General features: G+C 63.5%; 13 protein-coding genes. 5 read left to right on the top strand and 8 right to left on the bottom strand.

Translation table 11 applies throughout. The annotated features are described in order from the left end of the window. Positions 1–89: 89 nt before the first annotated feature. On the bottom strand, positions 90–611 hold the full coding sequence (locus NW853_RS11510; RefSeq protein WP_414349073.1) for a pentapeptide repeat-containing protein: 522 nt from the start codon (positions 609–611) through the stop codon (positions 90–92). Positions 612–816: 205 nt separating this feature from the next. Continuing rightward, a complete protein-coding gene (gene dnaG / locus NW853_RS11515) occupies positions 817–2,715 on the bottom strand; it encodes a DNA primase (RefSeq protein ID WP_414349074.1) in 1,899 nt (632 codons plus the stop codon). Positions 2,716–2,827: 112 nt separating this feature from the next. Between dnaG and NW853_RS11520 the strand changes: the two genes are divergently transcribed. From NW853_RS11520 to NW853_RS11540, 5 genes are all read left to right on the top strand, one after another. Continuing rightward, positions 2,828–3,208 (top strand): c-type cytochrome, encoded by a 381-nt coding sequence (locus tag NW853_RS11520; protein WP_414332911.1) that lies wholly within the window; start codon positions 2,828–2,830, stop codon positions 3,206–3,208. Further along, on the top strand, positions 3,208–3,540 hold the full coding sequence (locus NW853_RS11525; RefSeq protein WP_414349075.1) for a hypothetical protein: 333 nt from the start codon (positions 3,208–3,210) through the stop codon (positions 3,538–3,540). Before NW853_RS11520 ends, NW853_RS11525 begins: the two co-directional genes overlap by 1 nt. 62 nt (positions 3,541–3,602) lie before the next feature. Next, positions 3,603–4,190, top strand: a complete 588-nt coding sequence (locus NW853_RS11530) for a YcnI family protein (protein WP_414349076.1) — start codon at positions 3,603–3,605, stop codon at positions 4,188–4,190. Between the two features lie 19 nt (positions 4,191–4,209). Then, positions 4,210–5,817: a copper resistance CopC/CopD family protein gene (locus NW853_RS11535; RefSeq protein ID WP_414349077.1), complete on the top strand. Its 1,608-nt coding sequence runs from the start codon at positions 4,210–4,212 to the stop codon at positions 5,815–5,817. A gap of 101 nt (positions 5,818–5,918) precedes the next feature. After that, entirely contained in the window at positions 5,919–9,620 is a 3,702-nt protein-coding gene (locus NW853_RS11540; protein WP_414349078.1) for a tetratricopeptide repeat protein, read from the top strand. 8 nt (positions 9,621–9,628) lie between these two features. Here the strand turns inward: NW853_RS11540 and lysS are convergent, their stop codons facing one another. The 6 genes from lysS to NW853_RS11570 all read right to left on the bottom strand — a co-directional run. Next, positions 9,629–11,164, bottom strand: coding sequence for a lysine--tRNA ligase (lysS, locus tag NW853_RS11545; RefSeq protein ID WP_414332918.1), 1,536 nt, complete (start codon positions 11,162–11,164; stop codon positions 9,629–9,631). Between the two features lie 47 nt (positions 11,165–11,211). Next, entirely contained in the window at positions 11,212–11,979 is a 768-nt protein-coding gene (locus NW853_RS11550) for a Uma2 family endonuclease (protein ID WP_414332919.1), read from the bottom strand. 495 nt (positions 11,980–12,474) lie between these two features. After that, positions 12,475–13,887: a DNA repair protein RadA gene (radA, locus tag NW853_RS11555; protein WP_414349088.1), complete on the bottom strand. Its 1,413-nt coding sequence runs from the start codon at positions 13,885–13,887 to the stop codon at positions 12,475–12,477. Between the two features lie 89 nt (positions 13,888–13,976). Beyond that, positions 13,977–15,113 (bottom strand): chorismate synthase, encoded by a 1,137-nt coding sequence (gene aroC, locus NW853_RS11560; protein WP_414349079.1) that lies wholly within the window; start codon positions 15,111–15,113, stop codon positions 13,977–13,979. Positions 15,114–15,236: 123 nt separating this feature from the next. Further along, on the bottom strand, positions 15,237–15,977 hold the full coding sequence (locus NW853_RS11565) for a pantothenate kinase (RefSeq protein ID WP_414332922.1): 741 nt from the start codon (positions 15,975–15,977) through the stop codon (positions 15,237–15,239). Beyond that, positions 15,967–16,622 (bottom strand): AMMECR1 domain-containing protein (locus NW853_RS11570; protein ID WP_414349080.1); only part of this gene is annotated, 656 nt, incomplete at its 5' end. The genes NW853_RS11570 and NW853_RS11565, both read right to left, overlap by 11 nt.

Below are 16,622 nucleotides of genomic sequence, written 5' to 3' on the forward strand. Positions count from 1 at the left end.
GGGAGAGGGGCTGGGGGTGAGGGGTGTCCCTCAGGGAGAGGGGCTGGGGGTGAGGGGTGTCCCTCAGGGAGAGGGGCTGGGGGTGAGGACTAGTCGCATTCGAGGGTATCGCGGGTGGCGCGACCGGTGACGGGGTTAACGCCCCTGGCCCGCTCGCAGAGGATGGCAAGGGCATCTTGCCGTATCAAGGCATTGGTGAAATCCGCCCCCTCGATCTGGATGTCCTCTACTCGAGCCAACCACATCATGCTGTCCTGCAGTTGTGCCTCTCGCAGATCCGCGCCCTGTAAGTTAGCCATGTCCAAGGTGGCGCCGCGCAGATCGGCCCCGCGCAGGTTGGCCTTGCTGAGGTTGGCCCCAAACAAATTCGCCCCTGCCGCTTTGACATGGCTGAGATCGCTTTGGCGCAGGTTGGCCTTGAGAAATTTCCAGCCGCTCAGGTCTTGCCCGGCAAAGCTCATGCCCTGCAGATCTCGTTTGGTGTAGTCTTCTGCCCAGGCCGGAAGCCCCAGGAGAATGACCCCCAGGTATAGTAGCAGCCCCCAAAACACCATCCCCCGCAGGAGCCGAGACAGCCTCACCCGAACCGAAGCCTGCCCAGCAACAGACATTGTGGATCCCTCCCTCCAGGAAACCTCCATGGCTTGGAAATTGCTTTTGTTTCTATCCTACCGGATGGGGATCCCACTGGCAGAGCGGGCTATCTTAAACAGTGTAAGGGGGCGCGGTGACAGCCCTACCCCCAGCTCCTCTCTCTTTGGAAAGGGGGAGTTAGGGTTCAAGGTAACGAGCCGTTTCATTGCTATTGGAAATGACTCACAAATCTTCGGCCAGTGGGGCTTCCGACAGGTCTTCTAGGCTCAATTGCACCTGCCGCTGCAGCGCTTGAATGGCTTGGTACTCCTGCTGGATGCTGGCCTGGTACTGGGCGGCAAGGACGGTGTTGCCCTCGGAAAAGGCTTGATCCCACAGTTGGGTCCAGTAGCGGTAGCGTTTCTGGCGAATTTCCAGCTCCATATTGGCAATGGCGGCCCGCACCACCATCCGTGGACGCATCAAGGCTACACGGGTGTTCTCGTCCAGCCAGAGCAGATGGCTGAGGCGCTCGTTGAGCTGTTCCTCATGGGCGCAGAGGGTGCGCAAAGCCGTCAGCAAAGGCTCTTCTTGGTCTTCCAGCTCCGGCTGCGCCGCCAGCAACTCCAAAGTCCGCTGCCACAGCTCTCGGTGAGGGCGAAAACTAAACTGCAGCTCTCGCTCCAACAAGGTCTCACGAATTTCGCGGCGGTACTCGGCAAAATGCAAGAAAATCTGCAAAAGATGGGACTCCGATTGTAAGAGCTTGGATCCCTTGTTGGCAGGAGGTTGGCGGGGTTTGGCCCAGCGGTAGCCGCGCACGGCACGGCGCAGGTCTTCTTCCAAGTCCCGGCTGAGGCGACCGTTGCCGCGGCTGAGCAATTCTGCCACTTTATGCAAGTATAAAGAGCGCCATTGTCCACCCAAACCGGCCAGCAGTTGCACAAGGGCTTGCTGGGCCTGCTGAAAATCCGCGGCTCGGCTCAGATCCCGACCGGCCAGCACCTGTTCAATTCGCCAATCCAGCCACAGGGGAGCTTGACTGAGCAAGGTTTGAAACTCAGAAACAGGATGCTCTTGCAAAAACTCGTCGGCATCTTTGCCCTCGGGAAGGGTGAGAATGCGCAGCTCGATTTCTCCGCGCCGCGCTTGGTCTTCAATGGCTTCAATGGCCCGGTTGGCCGCGTTCAACCCGGCCCGATCCGCATCAAAGTTGAGAATCAGCCGCTTCGATTGGGTATAGCGCAGCAGGACTTTCACCTGGTGGGGCGTCAAAGCCGTGCCCATAGCGGCTACAGCGTGGGCAACTCCCGCCTGATGCAGGGCGATGACGTCAAAGTACCCTTCCACCACCAAGGCTTGGTCGGCCTTGGCAATGGCGTCGCGGGCAAAGTTAAGGCCGTAGACCACCTGGCTTTTGTTGAACAGCTCGGTTTCTGGAGAGTTCAGGTACTTGGGCTGCTCCTCTCCCAAGGCTCTGCCGGCAAAGCCGATCACCCGCCCCTGCAGGTCGAAGATGGGCAGCATGATGCGGTTGCGGAAGCGGTCGTAATGTCCGGATCCCTGTTGGCGGGGAACCAGCAAGCCGGCTTCTTCTAGAAGTTGGACCGGTTGGCGCTTTTGGTTGACCAGGTATTCGTAGAGCGAGTGCCAGCCGGGGGGAGCAAAGCCGATTTGAAATTTTTGCAAGGTTTCTTCCCTCAGGCGTCGGCTGTGCAGGTACTGGCGGGCCAGGGATCCTAGCTGGGAGCGGAGGGCGTGCTGGTAGAAATCGGCGGACAGGGCCAAGATCTCCAGCAGCTTTTCCTGGCGGGAGAGTTGGCGCTCGTAGTCCTGGGAGAGGGATCCCCTGGGCTCCGGCACATGGTAGCGGCGGGCCAAGTGGCGCACCGCCTCGGCAAAGGAGAGGCGCTCCATCTGGCTGACAAAGCGGATGACATCTCCGCCCGCCCCGCAGGAGAAGCACTTGTAGATCTGCTTGCTGGGGCTGACCTGAAGACTGGGCTTGCGGTCATTGTGGAAAGGACAGAGGCCGACGAAATTCTTGCCCTGCTTGCGCAGCACCACCTTTTCCGCCACCACCTCGACGAGGTCGGCCTTCTGGCGCACCAGTTGAATGAACTCGGGGGGCAGACCGCTCATGGCCTTGGGGATCCTACACCCCATGGTACCTGCAGGGGACTTGACAGGCTGTCTTTTGACCTGACCTGACCTGCCGGAGATAATGGTCTGGCTTCAAAAGCTGGATTTTTCCATGAACGGTCTTTTGCAGATTGTTGAGAGGAAAATGCGGATTGTCAAACTCTTCTTGCTGCTTTTGCTGGTCGGCGCCGCCGTCTTTTGGGGCCCACAAGTGGCTTCTGCGGAACCGGATTTGGCTTTGGGAGCTAAGGTCTTTCAAGCCAAGTGTGTGGGCTGTCACTTGAACGGGCGCAACAGTTTGGTGGCAGCGAAAAACCTCTCTCTGGCGGCTCTTCATGAGTACCACGTGGATACCCCTGAGCTCATCCAGGCCCAGGTGCGCAACGGCAAAGGGGCCATGCCCGCTTTTGGCAAGCTTCTCAAGCCAGAAGAAATCGAAGCCGTGGCCGCCTACGTTCTAGACCGGGCTGAGCACAACTGGAGCAAAGGCTAATGGCCCAGGAGAGGACTCAAGATCTGACCCTGGCACCTCAGATGCCGCAGGAGCAGAGCTGTGGAGCACAGGGATCCCGCCGCAAAATCTTGTCGGTTGGGGTGGGGGCTCATGGTTTGGTGGCGGTGGGCATTTCTGCCCATGGGGTGGTGGCCATCGGCGTGGTGACCCACGGCATTCTCTCGATTGGCCTGGTGGCCATGGGCGCCCTCTCCTTTGGGCTGGTGTCGATGGGCTTGGCCAGCGCCGGCCTGGTGTCCATGGGCCTTTCCAGTTGGGGTCAGCACAGCATGAGCGTGACCGAATCCCACGGATCCCATCACCATCCTTAGGTTTTGTTGGCCGGATCCTGACCGGTTCTCTTTCCACCTAGCGTTGTTAAGGAGTATTTACAATGTTCAGTTGGCACAGTTACCTGGCCTTGGCCAAGAAATCTCTGCTGGCCCTGGGAATGAGCGTTGTGCCCCTTTCTTCTGCTTGGGCCCATGTGACCGTCCATCCCAAAGAGGCCCCGGCGGGCAGCGTTGCCAAGCTCACCTTCCGCGTGCCCCATGGCTGCGATGGCTCCCCGACCATTCGCCTGCGGGTGCAGATCCCGGAAGGGGCCACCTCGGTGAAGCCGATGGTGCACCCCCTCTGGAAAATTGAGACGGTGAAAAAGCCGCTGGATAAGCCCTACGAGTCCCACGGGAAGATGATCACCGAAACAGTGGCCGAGGTGATCTGGAGCGGCGGATCCCTGCCGGATGAGTTCATGGATGAGTTCAGCCTCAGCCTCAGGCTGCCGGATCGCCCCGGCGAGACTATCCCCATCCCGGTCATCCAGGAGTGTGAACAAGGCATGTACCGCTGGATCCAGGTGGCGCAGCCGGGGGAGGATCCCAAAAACCTGCCAGAGCCGGCGCCGCTGCTGAAGCTGACGGACAAAGGAGAGACCCACGGCCACGGACAGGGACACAGCCACGGCCATGGCGCTCGCTAGCCGGGTTGCCGCTGGAATCATGTCTTTTTTGCAAAAGGGGATCCTCTTCTGGATTCGGGTTGGTCTCCTGGGCACCCTGCTGTGGGTGGGCGGGATCCAGCCCGTTTTTGCCCATGCCAGCTTGCTCTCCACCTTTCCCGAAGATGGAGCGATGCTGCAGGAAGCGCCGGCGCAGGTGCGGCTGGTCTTCAATGAACCTGTGCAGCTCACGCAGCTCCAGGTTCTGGACGGCAACGGCCAGGTGCTGCCCCTGGAAAACTTGGTCGGCACGGGCAACGCACCGCAGGGGGATTTGCCGGCGGAGATCCCGGAAGGGGTTTACATCGTCAGTTGGCGGGCCATCTCTGCCGATTCCCATCCGGTGAGTGGTTCGTTTGCCTTTCAGGTGGGGACGGCGGATCCGGGGCTGTTGCAGGCGGCGAGGGCAGCCCAAGCGGGGGATCCCTTCTATTGGCCGCTGGTGGGAGTGCGCTGGGGGATCTACCTGGGCAGCCTGTTTGTGGTGGGCGTGCTGGGCTGGTGGCGGCTGGTGCGGGGGCGGTCGGGCGCTGCAGATGAAATAGAGCTCTCTGCCGAGGCCTGGGCTTTTGCGGCTGCCTGGCTCACCCTCAGCCTGACGCTGGTGGCTTTGAGTTTGCACCTGGCCCAGCTCTACCCCCACTTTGCCGGGCCGGAGCTGCTGAGCGTGCTGGCCTCTCCCTATGGTTGGGGCACGGGGCTGCGGCTGGTGGGGCTAGGGATCCTGATCTGGGCCTGCGAGGGCGGCCCTGGCTGGGCCAGCGGATTGGGGTCGATGGCGGTGATTGGCTCGTTTTTGCCCATCGGCCATGCCCTCACCAGCGAGTATCCAGCAGGGACGATGGCCCTCTTGGGGCTGCACCTGGCCGGCTCGGCTTTTTGGTTGGGGGGGTTGTGGGGGCTGGAGCGCCTGCTGAGCCGTTCGCGCCAGCGGGACGGAGTCCTTGAGTTGACTCCCCCCGCAGTAGGCCTCATCCAGCGGTTTTCCGATGTGGCCACCTGGGCCGTGCCGGGGCTGGTGCTGGCAGGGGTGGGAATGGGGGGGATCCACCGCGGCTGGGACTGGGATCATCCATACGGGCAGTACCTCTGGGCCAAGCTGCTGCTGGTGCTGATGATCCTAGGGTTGGCCGCCCACAACAAGCTGCGGCTGCTGCCGGCGCTGCGGGCAGGGGTCTGGGCGGCGGCTCGATCCCTGCGCCGGATCGTCCGCCTAGAGCTGGTGGGGCTCGTTCTGGTGCTGGCCTTGACCAGCTTCCTCGTGGCCCAGGCTCCCCCTGGCCCTGGGGTAGTCTCGTCCTGCCAGGAGAAATTGAGCTGGCCGGAAGGCAGCTTGCACCTGAGGATTCTGCCCTGTCGTCCTGGGGAGAATGAAATTCGGGTTGAAGTGAAAGGGATCCCGGCCCAGGAGCTGACCCTTGGGTTCTCTCTGCCGGAACAGGGGATCCCCCCTTTACGCCGCACTGTGGCGCCGGCTGGGCCCGGCCAATTTGGGGTGGAGAATGTGCCCCTGGCCCTGGCGGGGGAATGGCAGATCGAGGTGAGACTGTTGGTCGGCAATTTTGAAGAACGGCGAGGCCAGATCGCGGTTTCTCTCCAGCCAGACTAAGACACCCGCCAACCGCCGAGCCAGGGGCTCTCCGCTCAAGGGGGCCGGCCTGTGGCAGAATCGAGCCAGCCTGCAAAACAGCAAAAGGCTGCGCTGCTCAGTTGACCGGCTTGGCTATGGAAGACAAAATCAGGGCGGGAACTGTGCTCAGGGGGCGCTACCGCATTCTCCATCCCCTCGGGGAAGGGGGATTTGGTGTGACCTACAAGGCGGTGGATCAAGACACCTTCGATAGCCCCTGCGTCGTCAAGCGCCTTCGCCCCCTCTCTACGGATCCCTACACGCTGGCCACGGCTCGCAAGCTTTTTGAGCGGGAAGCCAAGGTTCTCAACCAGCTCAATCACTTCGACCAAGTGCCCCGCCTGCTGGCCCACTTCGAGCAGGATCAGGATTTTTACTTGGTGCAAGAGTTTGTTGCCGGCCATGATCTCAGCCAGGAGCTGATCCCGGGCAAGCCGCTGGGCGAGGCCGAGGTTTTGCAACTGTTGCGGGATATTTTGGAGATCCTGCGCCATGTGCATGCCCACCAGATCATCCATCGGGATATCAAGCCGGCCAACCTGATGCGCCGCGATGCTGATGGCAAGTTGGTGTTGATCGACTTTGGGGCGGTGAAAGAGGTGGGACGGCTGGTCAGCCCTGCCCCCGGCCAGACCCAGTTGGCGACGGTGATCGGCTCGGTGGGCTACATAGCGCCGGAACAGCTCAACGGCAAGCCCCAGCCCTGCAGCGACCTTTACGCCGTGGGAGTTCTGGCTATCCAAGCCCTCACCGGTCGTCCCCCTCAGAAGATCCGGGATGATCCCCGCACCGGCCAGCTTATCTGGCGGGATCTGGTTCAGGTCAGCGAGGAGCTGGCGGAGATTTTGGATCGCATGATCTGTCCCCGCTGGCAAGAGCGCTTTCAGTCGGCGGCTGAGGTGCTGGAGGCGCTGCGGCCCCTGCTGCCCAGTCCTGACGAAGCTGTTCTGGCGGTGGATCAAGTTCTGGCAGCGCGCCTCTTGACCCGTGGACAGGAGAAAGCCCGCCAAGGGGATTTCCAGGGGGCAATTGCCGACTATACCCTGGCCATTCAATTGGATCCCCGCAACAGCCGCGCCTACAGCCAGCGGGGCAGCGCCCGCTACAAAAGTGGAGACTTGGCAGGGGCTATCGCAGACTACACCCAAGTTATTCAATTGGCAGGGGATGCCCGCGCCTATTTCAACCGGGGCATCGCCCGCTACCGGCTGGAGGACTACGAGGGGGCTGTTGCCGACTATACACAGGCTCTCCGCCTCAACCCGCAATGGGCGGTGGCCTACTACAACCGCGGCAATGCTTACCGGCAACTGAATCAGCAGCAGCAGGCCATTGAGGATTATTCGCGGGCCATTGAGCTCAACCCAGAGGATGTGCGGGCCTATTTCAACCGCGGCGTGGTGCGCGGCCATCTGGGAGATGCACAGGGGGCAGCAGCAGATTTTTCCGAGGTGATCAAACGGGATCCACAGGATGGAGAGGCTTATTTCAACCGGGGGGTGGCGCGGGCCCAGTTGCTGGATCTGCAGGGGGCTGTCGAGGACTACACCCAAGCGTTGCAGTTGGATCCTGGCCAGGGCAAAGCCTATTACCGGCGGGGCCTGGCCCGACAAGTGTTGGGGGATCCCCAGGGGGCTGTTGAAGATTTTTCTCAGGCCATAGCGCTGCGGGCTGCGGAAACGGGCGAACTTTCTGGGACAGAGGCGGCTGCCCAAGCAGATCTCTACTTGCAGCGGGCCATGGCCCACCTGAGCAACAACGCTCTGGAGCCGGCGCTGGCCGATTGTGAACAGGCCCTCGGCCTGGATCCCAAGCTGTCGCGGGCCTATCTCTGCCGGGGCTTGGCCCGTCAGGGGCTGGGGGATCCCGGCGGCGCCCTGGCAGACTTCAACCGTGCCCTGGAGCTGGATCCCCAGATGGCCAAAGCCTACCTCAATCGGGGCATTGCCCAGCTCGATTTGGGCAACGTCGCCGCGGCTCTGGCGGACTTGAGCCAGGCCATCGCTTTGGATCCCCAAGATGCCGGTGCCTACAGCAGCCGCGGGCGGGTTCATCGGCTGCTGGGGGATCTGCTGGCGGCCCTACAGGATTACACGGCTGCTCTGGAGCGGGATCCGCAAAACCCCCAGCTCTACTTCAACCGCGGCCAACTCCATGCGGAGCGGGAAGATTGGTCGGCAGCCTGTGAGGACTTCTCGCAGGTGTTGCAATGGGCGGCCCGGCCTGGGATCCCGCGCGGGTCGGAGCTCTTGGTGAATGCCCATCTGGGCCGCGGCATGGTGCGACAGCGGCTGGGGGACTGGCAGGGGGCGCTGGCCGATTTCGACCAAGCTCTGCAAGGAGATCCTCAATCAGGCTTGGCTTATTTCCATCGTGGCCAGGTGCGGGCTGCCCTGGGAGATGGGCCGGGGGCCATCCAAGACTACCACCAGGCTTTGGCGCTGGGGGCAACCGTGGCCGAAGCGGACATTCGCCGAGATCTGGCGCGGGTGCACGCTCAGACGGGGGATCTGCAGGCGGCCCTAGAGCAGTTGAACGAGGCGGTGCGCCTGCAGCCGCAGCGGCGGGATCTGCGCCAAGAGCGAGCCGAGCTCCATCGGCAATTGGGCCGGTGGCAGGAAGCAATTGCCGACTACGATGAGGTGTTGCGGCAGGATCCCCAAGACTGGACGGCTTGGTTAGGACGGGGCATGGCCCATCGGCAGATGGGCAACTTGGCTTCTGCCATTCAGGATCTCAGCCGGGTTTTGCAGCAGGATCCCGACCATAGGGAAGCGCTGTGGCAGCGGGGACAAACTCTGCTGCAGTTGGGCCAGAAGGAAGCGGCCCTGTCCGATCTCGACCGCCTGCTGCAAAGGGATCCCCACCACGGGATGGCCCGCCTGGCCCGCGGCTCCCTCTTGAAGGAGCTGGGGCACCCTGCGCAGGCCGAATCCGACTTTGACCAGCTCATCCAGGAAAAGGCCCAAGAGGGGGAACAGAAGCTCTCTCTGGAAGCCCACCTGCAGCGGGCCCAGGTTCGCCGCCTGCGCCACAACCTGGAGGGGGCGGTGGCCGATTTGGATCGGGCCTTGGAGCTGGCCGGCCCCGGGGCTCCGGAAGCGCTGGTCACGGCCGCCCTGCTGTACCGGGGCTTGTGTCACCAAGAGAGGGGGGATCTGGCCGGGGCGCTGGCGGATTTCACGGCGCTGATCCAGCAGCAGCCGCAGTCTTCTCAAGGATTTGCCCTGCGGGCAAGGGTGCATCTGGCTTTGGAAGACAAACAGGGGGCGTTGGCGGATCTCGACCAAGCCCTGGGTCTCAACCGGGACTGGGGAGTGGCCGATGCGGCCCTGACCTACCGTCAACGGGGGGATCTGCATCGGCAGGCCAATCGCCCTGAACTGGCCATTGCCGACTACACGCAGGCCCTGGCCTTGAACCCACAGGAGCGCACTGCTTTGCTCTGCCGAGCTCTCTTGTGGGATCGCGCAGGGCAGACGGACAAAGCTCTGGCAGACTACACTCAACTGCTGCAACTGGAGCTGGATCCCCAAGAGCGCGTCTGGGTCTTGAACAACCGCGGCTGGGCTTGCGCCCAACAGGGGGATTTCTCGGCGGCCATCCGCGACTACACCCAAGCCATCGAGATCGACCCCTGCCACCTCAACGCTCACTACAACCGCGCCCTGGCCCGGGCTGCCTCTGGGGATTGGCAGGGGGCCTGCCAGGATTTCCAGGCTGCCCTCCAGATCCAGGAGTACCAAGGTCGGCTTTTGGAAGAGGCCAGTCTCCCCTTCTAGGGATCCACTCAAGCCTCCTCCGCACCTTCTCCTGTCTCCGGTCGCAGCAGCGGGAAGGCGATGACATCACGGATGCTAGGGGCGTCGCACAGCAGCATCGCCAGACGGTCGATGCCGATGCCCAGGCCGCCGGTGGGGGGAAGGCCGTACTCCAGGGCGGTGAGGAAGTCCTCGTCGAGAAAGTGGGCCTCTTCGTCTCCGGCTGCCTTCAGGGCCGCCTGGGCCTCCAGCCGCTGCCGTTGGTCTACCGGGTCGGTCAGCTCCGAGTAGGCGTTGGCCGTCTCTCGCCCGACGATAAACAGCTCAAAGCGCTCCGCCAACCCCGGCTTGCTGCGGTGGGGCTTGGTGAGCGGACATACCTCCAGGGGATAGTCCAGAACAAAAGTCGGCTGGCGCAGACGGCTTTCGCAGCAGTGCTCGAAGGCTTTGACCAGCAGCTTGCCAGGGGAGTCCTGGGGGGAGAGATCGGGGATCCCCTGCTCGGCCAGGGCGGGCAAGAGCTCGGCGGTGGATCCCTTTTCCACGTCGATGAAGATGCCGGTGGCCTCTTCCACCAACTCCTGTATCGTCACCCGCCGCCAGGGTGGGGTGAGGTCGATGGCTTCCCCTTGGTAAGTAATTTGCAGGGATCCCCGTACCGCCAGGGCGGCGTTGCAGACCAGGGTTTCGGTCAGCTCCATCATGGTGTGGTAGTCGGCAAAGGCTTGATAGGCCTCTAGCGAGGTGAACTCCGGGTTGTGGCGGGTGGAGATGCCTTCGTTGCGAAAGACCCGCCCAATTTCGTACACCCGCTCGATCCCGCCCACCACCAGCCGCTTCAGGTGTAGCTCGGTGGCGATGCGCAAGTAGAGATCCAGATCCAGGGCGTTGTGGTGGGTGATGAAAGGCCGCGCCTCCGCCCCGCCGGGGATCACCTGCAACACCGGCGTCTCGATCTCCACAAAGCCCTGCTCCTCCAGGGTCTGCCGCAGGGAGCGGACGATCTTGGCCCGGTCGAGCAAGGTTTGCTTCACCTCGGGGTTGACGATGAGATCGACGTAGCGCTGGCGGTAGCGTTTCTCCACATCCCGTAGGCCGTGCCACTTGTCGGGCAGGGGCAGCAGCGCCTTGGTCAGCACCTGGTACTCGTCCACCCGCACCGACAACTCGCCTTTTTCGGTGCGCTTGAGACAGCCCTTGGCTCCCAGCCAGTCGCCCACGTCGAGGAGCTTGTCCAGGTTCTTGAAAGCCAGCTCTCCCATGTGCTCCGTCAGCCGTTGCTTTTCTAGGTAGAGCTGGATGGTGCCGGAGCGATCCTGAAGGGTAAAAAAGGCCAGTTTGCCCATGACCCGCCGCGCCCGGATCCGTCCGGCCACGGCCACCTGCACATCCTCCCGCTCGGCGCCGGGCTCGAGATCGGCAAATTGGGCCTGCAACTCGGCGGCCAGGTGGGTAACCGGGAAAGAATAGGCATAGGGCAGGATCCCTTGCTCCTGCAGGTGGCGGGCTTTCTCGAGACGGGCGGCCCGTTGGGCGGCTTCACTGCTGCTGGGGAGAGTGGACATAGGAGTAAAGGGAATAGAGGATTTCAGGAACGGACGGGATCCTTTTTTTACTCTTCCGGCGGCGCGATCCCGTGGGAACGCAGCAGCTCCAAAAGTCTTTCGGCCCGTTGGCGTTCTCTTTCGGCCCGCTGCTGCTCTAGGGCGGCCTTTTCCTCGCCGGTGGGCAAAACTTGGCCCTCTCGGTCACACCAGCGCAGCCATTCCGTGTTGACGCCCTCGAAGGATCCCTGCCAGAGGGTCAAGCCCAGGCCAATCTCCTCCAGCCAAGTGGAATCGAAGGGAACCAGCTCTCCCCCCCGCCGCTGAAAAAGAACCAGCGGGGATCCCTGTAGTTCCCGCAGTTGCCGCAAAGGATCGTATACCCCGTAGTAGGCCACCCCAGCGCGGGCATAGTCCCTGAGTTTGCGACCCAGCTCTTCCCCCTCGCGGTTGGAGACAATCTCAATGACCACGTCGGGGGGCTTGCCCATCTCCCAGACGAAGTAGGTGCGATCTTCCTTGCGCTCGAAGCTGGCGGGGGGAGCCACCTCCAGGCTGAGCATGACATCGGGCACCAGCGGCGGCAGCTTGAGGGCGTAGAACAGGCCGACGTTGGCCGTGGCCAAGAAGGGGATCGGCTCGCCGCTGTCTTTGGCCCTGGGTTGAAAGGAAGCGTAGAGGGCGCTGGTGAGCAGGCGCTGCAGCTTCTCTGAGTAGATGCTATCCACAGGCTGGTCGTCCTCGATTGTCAGGTCGCTGACATCCGGTGGCGGCGGCGGTGGAAACTCCGCTGCTGGTGTCGAGGGCTTGAGGGGGCTAGAAGGTGCAGAAACCATGATGCCGGGATCCCTTGCAGGGTTGCTAGGGGCTGCTCGGTTGTTTGTCGATCAGCCGATATGAAACCATCTCGAGGGTAGCAAAGGCTGCTGGGAAAAGGGTGACCAGAAAGCTTCTCCAATCCCACGCCAGAGATAGAAGCCCAACCCTGGGCTTGCCTCCTTGAGCAGAGCAAGAGACAAAAAATCCTGCCAGACCTCCTCAGCTTTGGCCGGATCCCTTTTGGAGAGCAGCTAGCGCTCTGCTTGGGCGTTCAAGCGGGAGACGATCAGGTACACCACGAAGATAAACAGGGCCACCAACGCCATAGGTCGATCCTTGGTCAGTATCTTTCGCCAGTGTCTGTAGGATAGGGTGCCCACCCGAGCAGGGATCGAGTCGCTGTCCTTGCATTAAACTTTACTATATAACGCTATAGATATGAAGACATTTGCCCGCAGGTTGGTTCTCGGCGGAAGATCGACTGCCGAGCTGGGCCAGTTGGGGATCCCCTCTCACTGGGTAGGCTCGGAGCTGGGCAGAGCCACCAGCAGGGCCTCCAGCAGCCGCTGCACCCGGCTGAGGCGCAGGCCAGCGTCGGCCAAAACAGGGCTGTTGGGGATGATGGCGTGGCGGAACCCCAGCTTGGCGGCTTCCTTGAGGCGCTGCTCCAACTGCGGCACCGGGCGCACCTGTCCCCCCAGGCCCACCTCGCCAATCAAGACCGTGAAGGGATCCACCTGGCGATCCCGGAAGCTGGCGGCCACGGCCACCGCCACCCCCAAGTCGGCAGCCGGCTCGGCCACCTGGATGCCGCCGGCGGAGGCGATGTAGGCGTCGTATTTGGAAAGCGGGATCCCCACCCGTTTTTCCAGCACCGCCAAGATCTGCAGAAAGCGGTTGGGCTCGATGCCGGTGGCGGTGCGGCGGGGGGAGCTGTAGCTGGTGGGGCTGACCAGGGCCTGCACCTCGACCACCAAAGGGCGGGTGCCCTCACAGGCGACGATGGTGGCCGTTCCTGGCGTGGCCTGATCCCGGCTGCTCAAAAAAAGCTGCGAGGGGTTGTCTACTTCCACCAAGCCAGAGGCAGTCATCTCGAAAACGCCGATTTCCTGGGCTGCCCCAAAGCGGTTCTTGACGGCGCGCAGCAGGCGGTGGCTCTGAAAGCGATCCCCCTCGAAGTACAAGACGGTGTCCACTAAGTGCTCCAGCACCTTGGGCCCGGCCAGGGATCCATCTTTGGTGACATGGCCAACGATGAGCAGGGCCACCCCCAGTTTTTTGGCCACCCGCATCAAGAGGCCGGCACATTCCCGCACCTGGGAGACGGATCCCGGCGCTGAGCTAAGCTGCCCCCAGAAGATCGCCTGAATGCTGTCAATGATGGTCACCTGCGGCTGCAGAGCCTGGATCTCGGCCAGAATGGCCTCCAGCTCGGTCTCGGCCAATAGGTAGAGCTGCTTGCTTTCTATCCCCAGCCCCTCCGTCCCGCTAAGGCGATCTGCACGCAGCTTAATCTGCTGGGCCGATTCCTCCCCCGACACGTACAAGACAGGCCCGCCCTTGGCCAGATGAGCGGCAGTCTGCAGCAGCAGAGTGCTTTTGCCAATGCCCGGATCGCCGCCGATCAACACCAGGGATCCCGGTACAATGCCGCCCCCCAACACGCGGTCGAACTCGCCAAAGCCCGAGGAAAGGCGGGGGTGGCGATCCGAGTGCACCTGAGCGAGAGGAAGGGCTGCCTGGGGGATCCCGCTGCCGCGGCTGCGCGGGGGGACAAGACGCTGGGGTGACCCAGACTTGGGAGAGGGGGTGAGAACCACCTCCGTCAGGGTATTCCAGGCGCCACAGTTGTCGCAGCGGCCCAAAAACTTGGGATAGCGCTCGCCGCACTGGCTACACTCCCAGACGGTTTTGGCCTTGGCCATGAGCAGGGATCCCGCCTCTTTCTCAGGATACAAAGACTCGATCCCGCTGGCGCAATCAGGATCTCCGCAAGGGCTCCGACCGGCTGCCGCTAACTGTGGGGCACAGGAACGGCAGGAATGGGCACCTCCGGCAAGACTAGGGATCCGCACTGGGCGTGGTGGCGCAGCAGATGGTCACAGAGCACCAAAGCCACCATCGCCTCCACCATCGGCACCGCCCGCGGCAGCACACAGGGATCGTGGCGCCCCCGCGCCGCCAAGACCGTCTCCTGCCCGTCGAGGGTGACCGTGCTTTGGGGCTGGCGAATGGTGGCGGTGGGCTTGAAGGCCACCCGCAGGACGATATCTTCCCCGTTGCTGATGCCCCCCTGGATGCCGCCGGAGCGGTTGCTGCGGGTGCGCCAGCCGCTGGGGGTCATGTAAAACTCATCGTTGTGCTGCTTGCCCGTCAGGTAGGTGCCGGCAAACCCCGACCCAATCTCAAACCCCTTGCTGGCCGGCAGCGACATCACCGCCTTGGCCAGGTCGGCTTCTAGTTTGTCAAACACGGGGCAGCCCAGCCCGCGGGGCACATTGCGGGCCACGCACTCCACCACTCCCCCGAGAGAATCCCCTTCCCGCGCCGCTGCTTCGATTTTCTCAATCATTGCCGCCGCCGCTTCTGGGTCGGGGCAGCGGACAATGTTGGCTTCCACCTGCTCGGCTGTTACTGAGCTGGGATCCACCTGCGCCTCCACGTCTTTGACCCGCTGCACATAGGCCAGGATCTCCACCCCTGCCGCCAGACGCAGGATCTTCTTGGCAATGGCCCCGGCGGCCACCCGGCCAATGGTCTCCCGCGCCGAGGCCCGTCCTCCCCCCTGCCAGTTGCGGATGCCGTACTTGGCCTGGTAGGTGGCATCAGCATGGGAAGGGCGAAAGGTGGTGGCCATTTCGCGGTAGTCCTGGGGGCGGGCGTCCTGGTTGCGCACCAGGATGTGGATGGGCGTGCCCAGCGTAAAGCCCTGGAAAACCCCGGAGAGGATCTCGCAGCGATCCGCCTCCTGGCGCGGCGTGGTGATGGAGCTCTGGCCAGGGCGGCGCCGATCCAGCTCCGCCTGGATGTCGGCCTCGCTCAAGGGCAGCCGCGGTGGGCAGCCGTCCACCACCACCCCCACCGCCCCCCCGTGGGACTCACCGTAGGTGGTGACGCAAAACAAGACGCCGAAGGAGTTGCCGTTGGCCATGGGATCCCTGGGTTGCCAAGAGGTAGAGAAGCTGCCCGCTCCGTTTGCGCTAGCAGGACAGAGTCCTTGGAGGCCTGAGCGAGCTCTAGGGTTGGGGATAAAAAGCCCCCAAGCGACTGTTTTCTATTCTGCACCAGGGAACTGCCGAGCAGCGCGGTGCAACTGACGGCAGCCGGCGATCCCCCGCAACACCAGGTGGGGATCCCAGTGCAGTTCCCTGTCCAGGGGGCGCAGGTGGGCGTAGAGCAGCTCGCCATCGCCGCCGGTTACTAGCAGGGGCCCCTGGGGAAAGCGGCGCCGCCAGTCGGCGATGAAGTCCTGCAAGCCGGCCAGCAGGGTGTGGAGAATGCCGCTGCGGATGGCAGCCCCCGTGTCCCTGGCCCAGCGGGGGGGCAAGGGATCCGCCGCCTCCCACTCCACTTTGGGCAGGCGGGCGGTGTGGTCGGCCAGTGCCTGTGCCTGCAGCCCTAGGCCGGGCAGGATCGCCCCTCCCAGCAGGGATCCCTCCGGGTCAGCCCCCGTCAGGGTTAGGGCGGTGCCGGCGTCGATGACCAGACAGGGCCAGCCGTAGTGGATGCCGGCAGCCCAGACGGCCAGCGCCCGATCCAGCCCCAGGCCGGGGTAGGGATCCCGCAGCGGCACCTGGGAGAGTCCAAGGCAATGCACCCACGGGGATCCCGGCGGCAAAGGGGCAGAGCCAACGGCAGCCAGCCACAGCTCCGTCTCTTCCGGCCAGGACAAGGGCCGGTGGGCAGGGAACTGTTCCACCTTGACCAAGGTCTCCCCCACAAACCAGCCCCAGCGCACGTGGGTGTTGCCCAGCACCGCCGCCAGCCACCGGTCGGGTTGGGCCTCAAAACTCATGCAGCAGCTCCGCCTCCACGCGAAACAGCTCCACTGGCTGATCCGCAGGGATCCCGGCCAACCTTTTGGCGGTGGAAAGCTGCCATTCCGTTGTCAGGGCTTCTCCGGGCAGCAACACCGCCCCCCGCGTGCCCGTGCGAATGAACAGGCCCATGCGGGTGGGATCCACCTGCTCCAGCGAGGGGATGGGCACCACCCGTCGCACGATGGCCACCTGGATGGACGCCGACTCCAGCTCCCCAGGTCGCAGGGGCGGATAGCGCCAGTCGCGGGTAACAGCCCCCACCGCTGCCCGGATGGTGGCCCTGGCCAGATCCTCGCCGCCGGGATCCAAGCTGCCCCAACAGCCGCGGGGCCGCCCCTCCCTGGTCACCGTAACAAAAACTCCCGCCGGGCGCCGCCAGTGGGGCGGGATCTCTTCTGGGGCGGGCAGCACCTGGCCGGTGGCGAAGTAGTGGGCGATGGCCTGCCGCGCCAGGGCCGGCAGCGTCTCAGGAAGGGGTGGCGGCTGGCCGGGAGCGGGGATCCCTGTCCCCTTCGCCTCTTCCTCCCTGGGGTCGACCAAGGCGCCTGCCCAGAAAGTCGTGGCCGGGGACGGGATCCCGCCAACGCGCCCGGAAACCTCTGGCTGGGATCCAACCAGCA

The organism is Synechococcus sp. H55.11 (genome assembly GCF_047462475.1).
Taxonomy (GTDB): domain Bacteria; phylum Cyanobacteriota; class Cyanobacteriia; order Thermostichales; family Thermostichaceae; genus Thermostichus.

Coding starts and splice junctions, on each gene's coding strand:
- NW853_RS11535 (WP_414349077.1), top strand. CDS start 4,210: ATGTCTTTTTTGCAAAAGGGGATCCTCTTCTGGATTCGGGTTGGTCTC.
- NW853_RS11530 (WP_414349076.1), top strand. CDS start 3,603: ATGTTCAGTTGGCACAGTTACCTGGCCTTGGCCAAGAAATCTCTGCTG.
- dnaG (WP_414349074.1), bottom strand. CDS start 2,715: ATGAGCGGTCTGCCCCCCGAGTTCATTCAACTGGTGCGCCAGAAGGCC.
- aroC (WP_414349079.1), bottom strand. CDS start 15,113: ATGGCCAACGGCAACTCCTTCGGCGTCTTGTTTTGCGTCACCACCTAC.
- NW853_RS11525 (WP_414349075.1), top strand. CDS start 3,208: ATGGCCCAGGAGAGGACTCAAGATCTGACCCTGGCACCTCAGATGCCG.
- NW853_RS11520 (WP_414332911.1), top strand. CDS start 2,828: ATGAACGGTCTTTTGCAGATTGTTGAGAGGAAAATGCGGATTGTCAAA.
- NW853_RS11510 (WP_414349073.1), bottom strand. CDS start 611: ATGTCTGTTGCTGGGCAGGCTTCGGTTCGGGTGAGGCTGTCTCGGCTC.
- radA (WP_414349088.1), bottom strand. CDS start 13,887: ATGGCCAAGGCCAAAACCGTCTGGGAGTGTAGCCAGTGCGGCGAGCGC.
- lysS (WP_414332918.1), bottom strand. CDS start 11,164: ATGTCCACTCTCCCCAGCAGCAGTGAAGCCGCCCAACGGGCCGCCCGT.
- NW853_RS11565 (WP_414332922.1), bottom strand. CDS start 15,977: ATGAGTTTTGAGGCCCAACCCGACCGGTGGCTGGCGGCGGTGCTGGGC.
- NW853_RS11550 (WP_414332919.1), bottom strand. CDS start 11,979: ATGGTTTCTGCACCTTCTAGCCCCCTCAAGCCCTCGACACCAGCAGCG.